A 14,523-nucleotide genomic window follows, 5' to 3' on the forward strand; every position below is an offset into this window, starting at 1 on the left:
CATCGGAAGATGAAATTGATTCAGAGAAGAGCTTACGGATTTAGAAATTTTGAAAATTATAGGTTGAGAGTTAGAGTGCTGTGCGGATAAGTGAAGTGCCCCCGGATTTGGGGAAGACCCATTTGGGGAAGACCCATTTGGGGAAGACCCTTTAAATGGCGCGCTCGGAGGGACTCGAACCCCCGACACCTTGGTTCGAAGCCAAGTACTCTATCCAGCTGAGCTACGAGCGCCTTTGTAAGAGGTGTGATGGTGGGCCGTATAGGATTCGAACCTATGACACAGAGGTTAAAAGCCTCCTGCTCTACCAACTGAGCTAACGGCCCGTAGTTCTTATTTTAAATTAAACACGTTGTACTTCGAGCATTCGGAAATGCAAGCTATCTAAATATTTTACCACGCCCAGCAAAAAGTAGCCAAATACTGGTGGGCCGTATAGGATTCGAACCTATGACACAGAGGTTAAAAGCCTCCTGCTCTACCAACTGAGCTAACGGCCCTAAAGAGGCTGAAATCATACCGGATCAAGGTGAAATTTCAAGTGTTTTGCGCGGATTATTTTCAATTAATGGAGATTTTGTGTACAAATTTTCACTGGTCGCTAAAATAGGCCATTCATCTTGCTGCAAAACATTGCAAAAAGAAGATAATTTTTCCGCGGGCACTAATAATAGTAAAACATCCGCTCCTAATGCCCCGCACCCTTTTGCAGCAGCTACCTGTGGATACTTATTGAGAATCTGCAGCAATTGCAAACTGTGTTGGCTTACTAAATTAAATTTTGCTAATTGCTGATGATATTGCTTCACTGCATCAATCAAGCGCCCGCTGTCTTTGCATGCAAATGCTTCCCTGGCCAAACATACGATTGATGCCAATTCTTCCACATGCAAGAAGCGGCGGCTTTGCTGTAAATGCTCGTGAGTGGCTAATTTTTTGCCCGTGTGCAGCAAAACAAAACTCAAGTCTGCAAAAACCCAAGGCAAACTTTCACAAATCCCCTGCTGCTTATGAATATAAACACAACCCTGCATGGATTGGGCCAACACATCATAGCCGCTGGGAGGAAGTCCTTGCCCCTGCCAAGCGCAGGATAGATATGCTTCCAACAAATGCTGGTGGCCAAGCTCTTTTTTTTGTACGGTTTGGCAGGCTAGATACACCCCTAAAAATTGTGCGCTGGAAGCTCCCATGCCACCTCGTCCATGATAAGGATCATGCCATGACAATCCGGCATTTTCAGGAGCATTTTTTGCCCACCACACCCCAGCTGGAGATAAAACATGCACCCCATCCGTATTGCCTGCGTAAGTTAAGTTTACTGCAAAACAAGGTTCTGTGGTCAGCAACAGAGCAGGACCACCGGCAAGCGCTGCATACTCTCCTAAAAGAAAGGTTTTTGCCGGTATTTGCCATTTCATAAAATGGATTGCGCCTGTCTGATTTCAGCCAATAATTCGCAAGCTTTATGCAAACTTACCCGCTTGTGTAAAACCAACCATTGTTTTAAGCGCTCTTTTAAAAGCGGCATTTCTCCATCATTTGCCCCAGCCACCAACAGTAAATTATCAATATGTAATTTCATATGCCCCTGAATGATTCCCTCAGTGCATAACGCTTTAATAGCACCTAAGTTTTGCACCAACCCCACCGCAGCTATCACTCTTGATAAATGATTAGCGGATTCGATGCCCATCATGCGCAAACACATTTTGGCTGTAGGGTGCACCGCGGTTACCCCCCCCACTGTGCCTACAATAACCGGTGCTGTAAGCTCCCCTTTGAGAATGCCATCCTGGTAACGCCAGCGCGTGATCGCTTGATAATGTCCGGAGCGGGCGGCATAAGCATGCACACCAGCTTCCACTGCCCGCCAATCATTGCCTGTGGCAATCAAGACTGCGTCCATACCATTCATGACCCCTTTATTATGGGTAGCGGCGCGGTAAGGATCTAATTCTGCAAACAAAGATGCTTCTTGCAAGCGTTCACCGAGGGATGGGTCGATATCATGGATTTGCACCTGGGCCGTTGTCAGCTTTTGATCATTTAAGTTAGATAAAATGCATATGCTGACGTGCTCACCGCTTAAATTTTCTATCGGTGTTTTTAGGTATTCCAATACTTGATTGATGATGTTAGCGCCCATAGCATCGCAGCTGTTCATGGTGAGATGGATCACAGCCATATCACCACCATCTGGTCGGGCTAAATGGCGCAATTGCAAATCCATTACTCCACCACCTCGACGCACCATGTTACCCGCCACATCCTCATTGGCTTTTTCAATCAAAAATGCCTTATTTTCAGTGAAAATTTGCGAAAAACGCGCGAAATCTTTAACTTTCGCCAATTGAATCTGACCTACAATGCATTCACCCGCTACCGAAGTCGTAATTTCGCCGCACTGGCGGATCCATCGCGCTGTTTTGGACAAAGCCGCTACGATAGACGTTTCTTCAACGGCCATGGGGATGACATAATCGCAGCCATCGATGCAAAAGTTGGTGGCAACACCTAAGGGAAGTTGAAAATAGCCAATGACATTCTCAATGAGTTTATCGGCGAGGTCGGTATCTCGCACACCGCCTTGATTTAAATAAACAATGTCTTCAGACGTCATCGCACCCATTTGCAATAAGCGCTGGAAACGTTCTTCGCGATTTAATTTAGAAAAACCTTGAAACAATTCACCGGCATTATTTATTAACGACATGCCTTCTCCTTCAAATCATCTAAAACGCGGCTGCCTGTACAAAACATAGCGACCCTTAGTTCGTATTCAATTGCAACCATGAGCTCACTTACCGCTTGCGCTGACTGTAAAGCAGCATCCAGCATGGGTTTAGCAAAGCCAATGGTCGTGGCTCCCAGTGCAATTAATTTGGCTGCATCCAAACCATGCCGTACACCGCCAGATCCCCAAATTTCAAATCCAGGTGCTAAAGAATGGGCGTCGCATACGCTTTGCACTGTATTAATTCCCCAATTGCGAAATGTGGCGGCAGCCTTATGGCGTAATGGTTCATCCACGGCTCGATGCCCTTCAATGCGCCCCCAGTGCGTACCTCCCAATCCGCTCACATCCACTGCTGCGACTCCAATATCATTTAAACGAAGCAGTGTTGTATAGGAAAAACCACACCCGGTTTCCTTCACAATGACCGGTAAGGGCATGTTTTTAACGAGATTCTCCAACGCCTGCCAACATCCCTTAAATAAAGGCGTGCCCTCCGGTTGAATGCACTCTTGTAAAGGGTTGCAATGAATAATTAACGCATCTGCCTGTAACGCATCGGTCAAACGCTTAATCTGCACTATTGGAGTGGTAATCAGTTGCGCTATGCCTAAGTTACTGAATAAACTGACTTCTGGAAAATCATGCCTTAAAGGTTGCCATTCGTATGCAGCCTGACTATCCGTAAGTTCCCGGCGCTGCGAACCAACCCCCATCGCCCACCCATTTTGTGCGCAAGCAGTAATAAGGTGGCGGTTGATATCCAGTGCATGCCGATGTCCTGCCGTCATGGAAGCAACCATAAACGGCGTAGATACCTGCTCTCCAAAGCGACTTGCAGAAATATCTATGTCGTTAAAATCAAGGTCGGGCAATGCTTCGTGGATTAAAGTGACGCCATCGAGCGCATTTAACTCCTGCGCCTGATTGTCCGGCATCAATGCAAGCTCAATATGATCTTGTTTGCGTTTTTCAAATTGACTGTAATCGTCCGTCATGCCCGTCACACAGTAATAAAATGGTTTGAATTTTACCATAAAACCATTCGGTTTTGCGATGATATACGGTTTCGTATTATCCTAGAGTATTTTACGCATGCAATCTCTTTATGACAGCGAACGAGTCACCTGCTCAACTGCAATTTATAGAAGAAAAAAACCTTTACTGTTGTCAGGGGAACTGGTCCATACTTGCTATGGATAATTTATTTAAACAATTCCTGCGCACGCAATTACCTTCCTCACAAAAAATCACCATAAGTGGCAAAGAAATTACTCATTTTGACAGTGCAGGTGCTCTGACGCTATTGCGTTGCATTGAAGAGTTGAACAAAAAAGACAATTTAGTCGAACGTGTGGATTTTAGCCCGGCACAAGAAGATTTATATAAATTGGTAGAGGCAAAGCGCGAAATACTCGATTATTCTCCCCCAAAACCTAAAAAAGAAACTATTTTATATCAAGTTGGCGAAGAAACCGTACATAAATTAAATCAGGCCCGAGGCTTGATCGTTTTGATTGGTGATTTAAGCGATAAATTATTCAGAGCATTTGGCCAATGGCGGCGTTTTCAATTTCCAAGCATTGTGCATACTGTGTACACGACTGGAGTAACTGCCTTGCCCATTATTGCCTTACTTTCATTTTTAATTGGAGTAGTCCTTGCCTATCAAATGGGATTGCAATTGGAAACCTATGGGGCAAATATTTTTATTGCTTATCTCTCGGGTATGGCGATTTTCCGTGAATTTGCGCCTTTAATTACAGCGATTATCGTGGCAGGACGTACCAGTTCCGCTTTTACCGCGCAGATTGGCAGCATGAAAATTAATGAAGAAATTGATGCATTGTGTACGATGGGGTTATCCCCTACGGAATTATTAGTAGTGCCTAAGGTGCTTGGATTATTGCTTTTTTTCCCGATGCTTATTTTCTGGTCTGATTTTTTCAGTACCCTAGGTGCTATGCTCATGTCTAAATTCATGTTAAACGTGGGTTATGTTGAATTTATGCGCCGCTTGCAGGATTCAGTAGGCTTAAAACAATTAATGCTTGGTTTATACAAAGCCCCGGCTTTTGCCTTGCTCATTGCCCTAGTCGGCTGTTTTCAGGGGTTTCGCGTACAATCCAACGCAGCAAGCATTGGCACACAAACCACGAAAAGCGTGGTACAGGCACTGTTTTTAATCATTATCGCCGATGCTCTGTATTCGGTGATCTACAGCTGGCTGGACGTGTAACATGTCTGAGCCTGTCATTGAAATTAAAGGATTAAAAAATTATCTGGGCAATCAATGGGTGCATTCGGATGTTAATTTAACCGTCAACCGCGGCGAGATTCTCGCTATAATCGGTGGCAGCGGCAGCGGAAAAACCACCATTTTACGCAGCATTCTCATGCTATTGCAGCCAACCGCAGGTACCATCCGCGTTTTCGGTAACGATTTGGCACACTTGGATGAAGCCTCCGCAAATGCTATACGGCGGCGCTGGGGAATGTTATTTCAGCATAGTGCTCTTTTTTCTTCGATGACTGTGCTTGAAAACATCATGTTCCCAATGCGTGAGCTTGCTGTGCTTGATAAAAAATTTATGCAAGAATTAGCAATGCTTAAGCTTTTGATGGTGGGTTTGCCTAAGGAAGCCGCGGAAAAATACCCTGCTGAATTAAGCGGAGGAATGCAGCGCCGCGCTGCCGCAGCGCGAGCCATTGCCATGGACCCTGAACTTTTATTCTTAGATGAACCAACATCGGGTCTTGATCCGCTAAGTGCCAAACAGTTTGATGAATTAATCGTATTTCTGCGCAATGCACTAAATTTGACGATCGTCATCGTAAGCCATGATATTGAATCATTGCAACGCACTACCGATCGCGTGGCATTTGTGGGGAAAGGCAAAATAATAAGCGTGGAGCCAATAAAAGAATTGATGCAAAATAAAAACCCTCTCATTGCTGATTATTTCAGTAAAATTTAAACTGTTTGAGGTTCAATCAAGAGCTATCTTCCTCTTGATGCATAGGAGACAGGCTTGGAGTCAAATGCTAATTACACCATAGTAGGCTTAACGGTTTTAATCTTAACCGCTGGATTAATTATTGCGAGCCTATGGTTATCCATTGGGTTTGAAAGAAAAAAATATAATTATTACACCGTCTATACGCATGAATCCGTCGCAGGATTGACCGAGGAATCATTGGTGAAATATAACGGCGTGAAAGTGGGCATGGTCGATAAAATCGAACTCAGTCATTTTGATCCACAACAGGTAAAAATTCTGTTAAAGATAAAAGAAGGTACCCCAATTACGGTGAGTACGCATGCCATGCTGATCACTCAGGGCATTACCGGAACCACCTACCTTGGGCTGTCTGCGGATTCTTCCTCGTTTGTACCATTGCAACGCACACCCGGCGAACCCTATCCTGTCATCCCTTCGAAACCGTCTTTCTTCAACCGCCTTGAAAAAAATATTAATGATATTGCCACCGGGTTTAAGCGCGTTTTTAATGCGGAAAATGCCAAGAATTTAAATAAGTCTCTCGTGAATTTGGAAAAAATTACCGAAGCCATTGCCAAAAACGATAATAATATCAATAAAACATTGCGAGATTTACCCCTGGTAACAAAAGAACTCAAGGCCGCTATCCATAAATTTACTGCTATGGCAACGGATATGTCGGTGGCAGGCCGTCAAGTTACCGCCACCATGAAAGCTGGTAAAAATGGCATCGATAAAATTTCCCAGCAGGCAATTCCTCCTACCATTTTACTTCTAAGACGTCTGGATTTAATTGCAACCAATTTGGAAAAAGTCAGTGCCCAGATGCGGCAAAATCCTGCCGTTTTAATTCGTGGCAGCACGGCTCCAAAACCTGGTCCTGGAGAATAATGTGAAAAAATCAAGCACTATTTTTTTAATTTGCATCCAGGTTTTTTTACTCGGTTGCGCGGTTAAAACTACGGTAAATAACCAGTATAAACTAGACGCGTTTAGCCGTAAGATGCATACGACAAAAAGTGCGACCACCATCCTGGTGACCCAACCTGAAGCGGCTGCAGGGTATCAAACAGAACAAATGCTCTATAGCGTCAAACCCTATGAAGTTAGTGCTTTTGCACGCAATGCCTGGGTAGGAGCGCCTGCCAACATGCTGGCGCCGTTGATCATGCAAAGCCTGCAGGCAACGGGTTATTTCCATGCAGTGACCTCCACCCCCTACTCCGATAAAGCAGACTACAGGCTGGATACGCAACTTATCAAGCTGCAGCAAAATTTCATTTGTAAACCAAGCCATATTGAAATGGTCGTGAAAGTCGTATTGACGCATGTAGAAGATAATCAGGTTCTCGCCTCGAAAATCATTACAGAAAAAATCCCCTGTCCTGCCGATACTCCTTATGGCGGCGTCATAGCAGCGAACCATGCCAGCAAAGCACTTACAGCTATTTTGGCTGAGTTTGTCATAGCACAAATCAAACACTTTAAACAGAAGTGAGTCATACCAACTTCCAAGTCCATGCACTAAGCTCTCATGACCCTATGTGTACTTTATTTTTCAAATATGCTGAAATAAATTGACTTGTGTATTATAATTTATCAATTTTTACGCTTTAATATAAAAATGCCTACCTTTTTTGCCAAAGTCCAAAAAATTAAAGAAATTTCCACAGCTTATATTACCCATAATAAAAAAGAGCTGGAAAATCAGAATTCTCCTTTAGGAAAAGGATTTGATCATTGGCTGGATCATTTCAATCAAAATATAAATTCTATCCTTTATCCCAATACAGCACCTCAGCTTCAACCACGTGAACACGCAAAATCTTCTCTTGACGGGGAAGGAGAGCGAAAATACGAGCTTGCAACTCTTCTAACAAGCATCATGACGTCTATTCAAATTGAATGTGAAACAAGACATTTCAAATTTAACTCAGCAAGTTGCTTCAGTTTTGCCTCCAAGGAATTGCTCGATCAAGTTAACATACTAGATCGTGTGTTTAGGCAAATAGATGAGATACCTGTTGCTACTAAAGCAGGTGAAGAAAGCAAGCACTTTAACAATTTTAAAATCAAAGTCGCGCGATTAAAGAGCGAACTCGATGCTGCAAAACCTGTTTTCTATGCTTATGCGAAAAGGCTGGTGATGCAAGAACTCGTCGAACGTTTAACCTTATTTAACCATGTTGACTTCGATAGCAATCTCCGGGAGAGTTTTGCAGAACATACTTTATATAATCTTAAAACTGAGTATTTAAATAAAAAAATTATCAATGAAACGCTTCGCTTAAATCGGCAAAGCTTCATGGAAGTTTTCTTAAAAATTCTTTCCTGCGTTTCCATACCCCTAGGGATCGGTATTTTAACCACCCTCATCTTGATTATAAAACGCCATATTGATTCACAAGGCGCAAGTTGGAATTTTTTCAAGCCACTTTCAGAAAACGTACTGGAAAATATTGAACAATTACTCGATGATGTAGAAGAGCCGACAATAACCACCCCGCCTATTGATATTGAAAACCAGTATGGCGATATTGATTTAGATGATGAGGTTTTCAAAGCCTGGGGGATAGAACCTCTGTTTCCCTGGCATTAAGGGCACGTTCATTTATCTCTAATCTCTGCAATAATCCATTACCTTGAATTCCGTGCGTCATGGTCGATGAAATAAGGCCCGCGCAAGCAGGCCATCCCAGCGCAAATTCTGAAAAACAAAGCTTGAATTTACTGCAGCAAAACATTCTGAATAATCCAATTCAAGCAATAGCAAAAAATTCAAAACAATTGTACAATGTGCCACCATCAAACTAGGCCTGTTACTGACAGAAAAAATATAATAAGGAGAACTTAGGATGAATATACGAACCATGATTAAATTGGGCTTTTTAGCAGCCAGCATTTTGCTTGCTTCTTGTTCAAAAACCCCTGGCAGTGCAGATGGCATCCCGGATGACGGTGATATGTCAGCCCGCGGCCTTGGTCAGCTAAACAGCCGCTTTGCAGGACAAGAGCAAGGTGAAATCTACACCACGCAAGCCCCGCATAATCAAATTTATTTGTTTAATTATGACGACAGTAACTTGGCTGCAAAATACGTACCTTCAGTAAATGCCCAAGCTGAATATTTGAAATCTCATCCTGGTGCACGTATTCTGATTGCTGGTCACACAGATGAGCGTGGCAGCCGTGAATACAACGTTGCCTTGGGCGAGCGGCGTGCCAATACCGTTGCACAATTGATGCGCATGGCTGGTGTAAGTCCACAACAAATGCGCGTGGTCAGCTATGGTAAAGAGCGTCCCGTTTATTTTGGCCATGATGAAGCGTCTCACCGTCAAAATCGACGCGTGGAATTAACTTATGAGGCTACCCGATGATTAAATCCCGATTTCTTCTTGCGGCATGTTTGAGCTGTTTTCTGATACCTTCTTTTGCCGCAGCGCCGGTGATTGATGACAGCGAAAACTTCATGCTTCTGGAAGAGCAACAGGATGCTTATGAGCAGCCTGTTGCTCGGGCTCCTGTAGAAATTTACGACAACGACGATGAACCGGCTTTAGCTTATGATACTGCCGAACCGCACAATAGAAATGACAATTCCATGCTGCTTGCTAAAATTCAAGGGTTACAGCAAGAAATACAAGAGTTGCGCGGCCAGTTAGAAATACAAACCCATGATTTAAAATTGTTGCAGCAACAGCAATTAACTTTTTATAAAGATTTAGATGAACGCATAAGAAATGCAGCGGCGCAGCAAGCGCAAAAAGCACCAGCGCAATTATCAGCAAAAGAACTGAGCGAGAAGCAGCCAAGCCCGCATTTATCTACACCCACTGCGCAAGCACCCAAAGCGCCAACAGCAAACGCTCCTGCAATTGTAAAATCCCAGCCTGCAAACGCGGCTAGCCACCATAATCCAGCCGATGAACAAATTAGTTACCTTGCAGCTTATGAATTGGTAAAAAATAAAAAATACGATGATGCTTTAACCGCCATGCAAAATTTTGTTAATCAATATCCGCAAGGTGGCTATACGGCAAATGCTCAATATTGGTTGGGCGAACTTTATATGGTTAAGAAAAATTATTCACAAGCCATCAGCCATTTTGAAGCAGTGTTGCAACAATTCCCATCATCCAGCAAATCCGCTGCAAGCCTTTTAAAAATTGGTTACGCTTTGGCTGCATCAGGCAAGAAAACTGAAGCAAAACAACGTTTGCAAGAAGTAATTAAAAATTATCCTGATACCAATACAGCACAGCTTGCCACCGCAAAATTGGAAACGTTAGGCAGTTAATGAACCGCAGAGCAAATCAACTACGAATTACTGAAATTTTTCATTCCCTGCAAGGTGAATCCGTTACCATGGGTTTGCCCACTGTTTTTGTGCGCCTTACCGGCTGCCCACTGCGCTGCCAATATTGCGATACAGCTTATGCTTTTCATGGTGGTCAGCTACGGGATATAAGTGACATTCTGGCCGATGTTGCCGCTTTCAACTGTTCTCACGTCTGCGTTACAGGCGGAGAACCTTTAGCGCAGCCTGGCTGCATTGATTTGCTGCAGCAATTATGTGAGAACGGTTACCACGTTTCATTGGAAACCAGTGGGGCACGGGATCTTGCAGGAGTCGATCCTAGGGTTATGATCGTCATGGATTTAAAAACTCCAGATTCAGGAGAGTGTGAAAAAAATAAATATACAAATCTTTCCTACCTCAAAGCAACCGATCAAATTAAGTTTGTATTATGCAGCCGGGAAGATTATTTATGGGCCTGCGCCATAATATCCGAATATAAATTAACCAAGCGCGTTCATATTCTTTTTTCCCCAAGCTGGGGCCAGTTACATCCCACTGAACTCGCCAATTGGATAATAGAAGATAAGCTTTCCGTACGCTTTCAATTGCAATTGCATAAAATATTATGGAATGACGCACCTGGGCACTAAAATAGGCGCTACGTAAATTTAGGAGAATAAACATGCCGTGGTTCGCGCAAGCACCATCGAATATTGCTCTGATTAAATACATGGGAAAAAAAGAAGGAAAAACCAATTTACCCATCAATTCATCATTATCTTATACTTTAAACAATTTATTAAGCAGCGTTGCACTGGAAACCCAACCTGGAAAAAAAGATTTCTGGGAACCGTTGAATATTCCCGGTGCTTTAAATTTTGAGTTATCGACAACAAGTCAGGAACGATTCCTCAACCATTTGGCGCGCCTGAAAGCTTTTTTTAACTACCAGGGTGCATTTGTGGTGCGTTCCAGTAATAATTTTCCACACGGCAGCGGACTAGCAAGTTCAGCATCCAGTTTCGCCGCCTTGACCAAATGCGCTGTCCTTGCTTTAAGTGAATTAACCAATACTCCCCTCCCATCGATTGAAATCCAAGCCAGCCTGAGCCGCGAAGGTTCCGGCTCCTCATGCCGCTCATTTTTTTCCCCTTGGGCTTTATGGCAGGAAGATAGAGTAGAAGCCATTGAATTACCATATAAAAATTTACTGCATCAAGTGATCATCATCAGCCACGAAGAAAAGAAAATCCCTTCGAGCGAAGCTCACATCCGCATTCGTACCAGTCCATTGTATGCTAAACGCGTGCAACGCGCCGAAAACAATTTAAAATTATTACTTGCCGCATTGGAAACAAAGGATTGGGCATGCGCCTACCAAATTTGTTGGCGCGAATTCCAGGATATCCATGAATTGTTTGCCAGCAGTTCCCCTGCCTTTTCATACATGACCAAAGAAGCGCGTGAAGTCCTTAGAACTCTCGAAGAATTCTGGCAACAGACAGGCGATGGCCCGCTGGTGACCATGGATGCCGGCCCTAATATTCACCTTCTGTACCGTCCTGAGCAAGCCAGCATGGCAAACCAATTTAAAAAAGATTATTTGGTGGGCAATTACGATGTTTTATGATTTTCAAACAACCACTTATGGAAAGTGGATTCTCGCCGGCGAACATGCTGTTATTCGCGGGCACGCAGCACTGGTATTTCCTGTCAAAGATAAAAAGCTTACCTTAAGCTATCATCGTTCCACCTCAGAGTTGAATGCCCATTATGAAGGCGAAAGCGGTGCAGATACTCACTTGCTATTTTGGAGCGTGCTCGAACAAGGCATGCACTTGGTGGGGAAATCATTAAATACGCTAAATGGGCACTTTCAGTTATATAGTAATATTCCCGTTGGTGTAGGCATGGGAGCTTCAGCAGCCCTTTGCGTTGCAGTAGCCCGCTGGTTTTCAGCGCAACAATTATTAGCTGACTGGGACATTTATCACTTTGCCAAAGAATTGGAAAATTTATTCCATGGAAAAAGTAGCGGACTTGATATTGCCGGAGTTTCTGCGGAAAACGGTATTTTCTTTCAAGAAGGTCAGTACCACCCTATTAAACAAGTTTGGCAACCGCAATGGTATTTATCATCTTGCGGACAAATAGGCATCACATCCCATTGCATTCAGCAAGTGCAAACGTTGTGGGAAGAAGCCCCTGAGCAAGCCTCTCAACTTGATGTGCAAATGATGCAAAGCGTGCTGAGAGCGGCAGATGCTTTAGAACAACCTGCTGCCCTGGAACTGCTGGCGCAGGCAATCAATCAAGCTTCCGATTGTTTTAAGGCATGGGGCTTAATCAGTGAAAGCTTACAAAAGCATATGCAAACACTGCGAAATGCAGGTGCCGTAGCAGTCAAGCCCACAGGATCAGGCGGCGGCGGTTACACCCTCAGTTTATGGGCTTCCCCTCCCCCGGCAGACTTTAAGGATGCCATGATTAAAGTATAAATTCGTAATGGCTGCCAATAATATATTAAATTTCAACTGCATGCTGTTTTTATATGCAATCTAGGTGAATTCCAGTCAAATATTTTATATACTGTTCATGCGTTTAAATCCAGCGTCTTGCCGGCGTTGTGATTTGGATTTAATAACAAGAATTCAGGATTACCATGAAACGCATCATGACATATGTTCTTCTTTTCATTGCAGCATTTAGCCATTTTTCGGCACACGCATACGGATATGGGAATTATCCGGAGAGACATTACCATGGACATAATGACTATTATAATTATTGGGGTGAGCCGCAAATCATCGTGTCCGTGCCGAGAACCCCAAGACCTTATGTATATGAATGTGAAACCATCGAAGTATGTGATGATTACACGGATGAATGCTGGTTAGAGCGCCATTGCCGCTAAAGCCTACTGCGTCTACATCCGTTTATTCCTGAACTCGCGTCTGCTCAAAAAGATAGCTGCATGGCATGCCTACCTTTTCAACGCAGGTTATTCGATAACATGATAATAAGTCTCACCCTTTTTAATCATACCCAATTCAAAGCGCGCCTGTTCTTCGAGAGCCTGCTCCCCAGATTTAAGTTCTAGAATATCGGCTTCAATATGGCGATTGCGTGCAGCCAGCTTCTTATTTTCTTGTTTTTGCATTGCCAGTTTTTTTTCCAGTTGCAGCCAGTGCAAAATGCTGCCATCGCCCAGCCATAACTTGTATTGCAAACCTATGAGTGCAAGCAGTAAGCAAGCTATGATGATGCGCATGAAACCTCTCGAAATAGACTCTTGTCTTATTGTAGCTGTATAAAAAGTTAAATAAAAAGCCGTTCATCAATCTTCGGCAGGGTTAAATTGAATACTTTTTACGATGCGGTGCGTTTTGTTATCAATGATTTCGCCTGTTATTTCGCTAAATTTTTTTTGTGCCAACTCATGCATCCAACGCACCAACTCATCCACATTGTTTGCAAAATGTTTAGCAATGTGGTCATCTTCAAAATGCACCTTTCCCAAGTATTTATATTTCATTTTTCATCCTGAAAATTTTGCTACTGCTCACTCATTGAGCATTGTCCCATCCCTTGACCGGAGCTTTAGTTTATCTTTAGATGGCCAATAAAGAAATAGGATTTCTTCGCATTATTTCATCTTGGCGACTCACAGAAATGCCAAATTCGGTAAATAATTTACGCGAGTGATTAATCCAGTGCGCAACACCCATTTGCTTGGGCTGTCCTAAATCTGAGCTGTAAATCACTCGCGGCAGAGAAGCAAGCACTGTTAAAAAATCAGCCTCGCTTTGATGCCCGAGAACATAAGTTAAAAAAGTTTGCTCTATCCACACAAATTCGTGTTTTGCCAGCGCCCGTAATTCTTCTGCCGGAAGCCCCGTCAACGGATTAGCAGGTTGATTTAACAACAATGCCGGCACATTGTATTGAGAGCATGCCTCAATCAAGGCATAAATTTCCTCTTTGCAAGCATGGCCAGTCGTCAGCACAATGGGATAATCTCTGGCCATTTTCAAAATATCAATGACTTCTTTACGCAGTTGCTGGCGTTCATCAAACACAGTTTCCGCAGCAAGGGTAAATTTTTCCAAAGCTGGGTGCAACAATTGTCTTGGAAGTTTGGACGTGTATTTACGCCCGGTAATAGTCGGGAAATCAACCAGCATGCGGGTATGCGGATGTGCCTTATATTCAGCCAAGGCACGGCATATGACGCGATAATCAATGCCACCGGCAATTGCATTTAATGCTACCGAAGGGAAAACGGGCAAGCCATGATGTTGGGCAATTTGTGCCTGTATACTGGTTGCGCCTAAATGGCTTTTCAAAAACACAGCCCCTTGCAATGCCTGATATTGTTTGCCTGCTCCCCATACATCCAGACTGCGTCGATATAAATCGGGATCAGCATGGTAATGAATATCAATGAAGCGGTACTGTTCCAATTCATGCAAGCGCATAAT

Annotated in this window: 18 protein-coding genes and 3 tRNA genes; 12 read left to right on the forward strand and 9 right to left on the reverse strand. The window is 43.5% G+C overall.

All coding sequences use genetic code 11. The features are described 5' to 3' along the window. Positions 1–90: transposase (locus ELY11_RS08420; protein WP_148110522.1), on the forward strand; the 90-nt coding region annotated here is incomplete at its 5' end. A gap of 66 nt (positions 91–156) precedes the next feature. Here ELY11_RS08420 and ELY11_RS08425 read toward each other — a convergent pair. The 6 genes from ELY11_RS08425 to fni form a co-directional block, all read right to left on the reverse strand. Next, a tRNA-Arg gene (locus ELY11_RS08425) sits at positions 157–233 on the reverse strand. A 17-nt stretch (positions 234–250) separates the two neighbouring features. Next, positions 251–326: transfer RNA gene (locus tag ELY11_RS08430), tRNA-Lys, on the reverse strand. Positions 327–424: 98 nt separating this feature from the next. After that, a tRNA-Lys gene (locus ELY11_RS08435) sits at positions 425–500 on the reverse strand. A 24-nt stretch (positions 501–524) separates the two neighbouring features. After that, positions 525–1,421 carry a mevalonate kinase family protein gene (locus ELY11_RS08440; protein WP_127033100.1) on the reverse strand — a complete coding sequence of 299 codons (897 nt, stop codon included), beginning with the start codon at positions 1,419–1,421 and terminating at the stop codon, positions 525–527. Further along, positions 1,418–2,716: a hydroxymethylglutaryl-CoA reductase, degradative gene (locus ELY11_RS08445; RefSeq protein ID WP_126954641.1), complete on the reverse strand. Its 1,299-nt coding sequence runs from the start codon at positions 2,714–2,716 to the stop codon at positions 1,418–1,420. The genes ELY11_RS08440 and ELY11_RS08445 overlap by 4 nt, the downstream gene beginning before the upstream one ends. After that, a complete protein-coding gene (gene fni, locus ELY11_RS08450; protein ID WP_127033115.1) occupies positions 2,707–3,735 on the reverse strand; it encodes a type 2 isopentenyl-diphosphate Delta-isomerase in 1,029 nt (342 codons plus the stop codon). The genes ELY11_RS08445 and fni overlap by 10 nt, the downstream gene beginning before the upstream one ends. 110 nt (positions 3,736–3,845) lie before the next feature. On the opposite strand from fni, the gene ELY11_RS08455 reads away from it, so the two are divergent. The 11 genes from ELY11_RS08455 to ELY11_RS08505 all read left to right on the forward strand — a co-directional run bounded on the left by ELY11_RS08455 (position 3,846) and on the right by ELY11_RS08505 (position 12,956). Beyond that, entirely contained in the window at positions 3,846–4,976 is a 1,131-nt protein-coding gene (locus ELY11_RS08455; RefSeq protein ID WP_126954640.1) for an MlaE family ABC transporter permease, read from the forward strand. Between the two features lies 1 nt (position 4,977). After that, positions 4,978–5,715 (forward strand): ABC transporter ATP-binding protein, encoded by a 738-nt coding sequence (locus tag ELY11_RS08460; RefSeq protein ID WP_126954639.1) that lies wholly within the window; start codon positions 4,978–4,980, stop codon positions 5,713–5,715. 54 nt (positions 5,716–5,769) lie between these two features. Then, the gene (locus ELY11_RS08465; protein ID WP_126954638.1) at positions 5,770–6,630 is read left to right on the forward strand and encodes an MlaD family protein; all 861 of its coding nucleotides are present in this window, start codon (positions 5,770–5,772) and stop codon (positions 6,628–6,630) included. A 1-nt stretch (position 6,631) separates the two neighbouring features. Then, positions 6,632–7,237: an ABC-type transport auxiliary lipoprotein family protein gene (locus ELY11_RS08470; RefSeq protein ID WP_127033102.1), complete on the forward strand. Its 606-nt coding sequence runs from the start codon at positions 6,632–6,634 to the stop codon at positions 7,235–7,237. A 126-nt stretch (positions 7,238–7,363) separates the two neighbouring features. After that, entirely contained in the window at positions 7,364–8,338 is a 975-nt protein-coding gene (locus tag ELY11_RS08475) for a hypothetical protein (RefSeq protein WP_126954636.1), read from the forward strand. A 256-nt stretch (positions 8,339–8,594) separates the two neighbouring features. Continuing rightward, positions 8,595–9,119, forward strand: coding sequence for a peptidoglycan-associated lipoprotein Pal (gene pal, locus ELY11_RS08480; RefSeq protein ID WP_126954635.1), 525 nt, complete (start codon positions 8,595–8,597; stop codon positions 9,117–9,119). Next, positions 9,116–10,039: a tol-pal system protein YbgF gene (ybgF, locus tag ELY11_RS08485; protein ID WP_126954634.1), complete on the forward strand. Its 924-nt coding sequence runs from the start codon at positions 9,116–9,118 to the stop codon at positions 10,037–10,039. Before pal ends, ybgF begins: the two co-directional genes overlap by 4 nt. Then, on the forward strand, positions 10,039–10,692 hold the full coding sequence (gene queE, locus ELY11_RS08490; RefSeq protein WP_126954633.1) for a 7-carboxy-7-deazaguanine synthase QueE: 654 nt from the start codon (positions 10,039–10,041) through the stop codon (positions 10,690–10,692). Before ybgF ends, queE begins: the two co-directional genes overlap by 1 nt. A 32-nt stretch (positions 10,693–10,724) precedes the next feature. After that, positions 10,725–11,672, forward strand: a complete 948-nt coding sequence (locus ELY11_RS08495) for a GHMP family kinase ATP-binding protein (protein ID WP_126954632.1) — start codon at positions 10,725–10,727, stop codon at positions 11,670–11,672. Beyond that, positions 11,662–12,540: a mevalonate kinase family protein gene (locus ELY11_RS08500; protein ID WP_126954631.1), complete on the forward strand. Its 879-nt coding sequence runs from the start codon at positions 11,662–11,664 to the stop codon at positions 12,538–12,540. The genes ELY11_RS08495 and ELY11_RS08500 overlap by 11 nt, the downstream gene beginning before the upstream one ends. Before the next feature lie 164 nt (positions 12,541–12,704). Further along, positions 12,705–12,956: a hypothetical protein gene (locus ELY11_RS08505; protein ID WP_126954630.1), complete on the forward strand. Its 252-nt coding sequence runs from the start codon at positions 12,705–12,707 to the stop codon at positions 12,954–12,956. Positions 12,957–13,043: 87 nt separating this feature from the next. Here ELY11_RS08505 and ftsB read toward each other — a convergent pair whose 3' ends face one another. The 3 genes from ftsB to ELY11_RS08520 form a co-directional block, all read right to left on the reverse strand. Continuing rightward, positions 13,044–13,313, reverse strand: coding sequence for a cell division protein FtsB (ftsB, locus tag ELY11_RS08510; RefSeq protein ID WP_126954629.1), 270 nt, complete (start codon positions 13,311–13,313; stop codon positions 13,044–13,046). 66 nt (positions 13,314–13,379) lie between these two features. Then, positions 13,380–13,577 carry a hypothetical protein gene (locus ELY11_RS08515; RefSeq protein ID WP_126954628.1) on the reverse strand — a complete coding sequence of 66 codons (198 nt, stop codon included), beginning with the start codon at positions 13,575–13,577 and terminating at the stop codon, positions 13,380–13,382. Positions 13,578–13,653: 76 nt separating this feature from the next. Beyond that, entirely contained in the window at positions 13,654–14,520 is an 867-nt protein-coding gene (locus tag ELY11_RS08520) for a DUF6282 family protein (RefSeq protein ID WP_325049565.1), read from the reverse strand. Between the last annotated feature and the right edge of the window lie 3 nt (positions 14,521–14,523).

Origin of the sequence: Legionella septentrionalis, assembly GCF_003989745.1 — a bacterium.
GTDB classification, from domain to species: domain Bacteria; phylum Pseudomonadota; class Gammaproteobacteria; order Legionellales; family Legionellaceae; genus Legionella_A; species Legionella_A septentrionalis.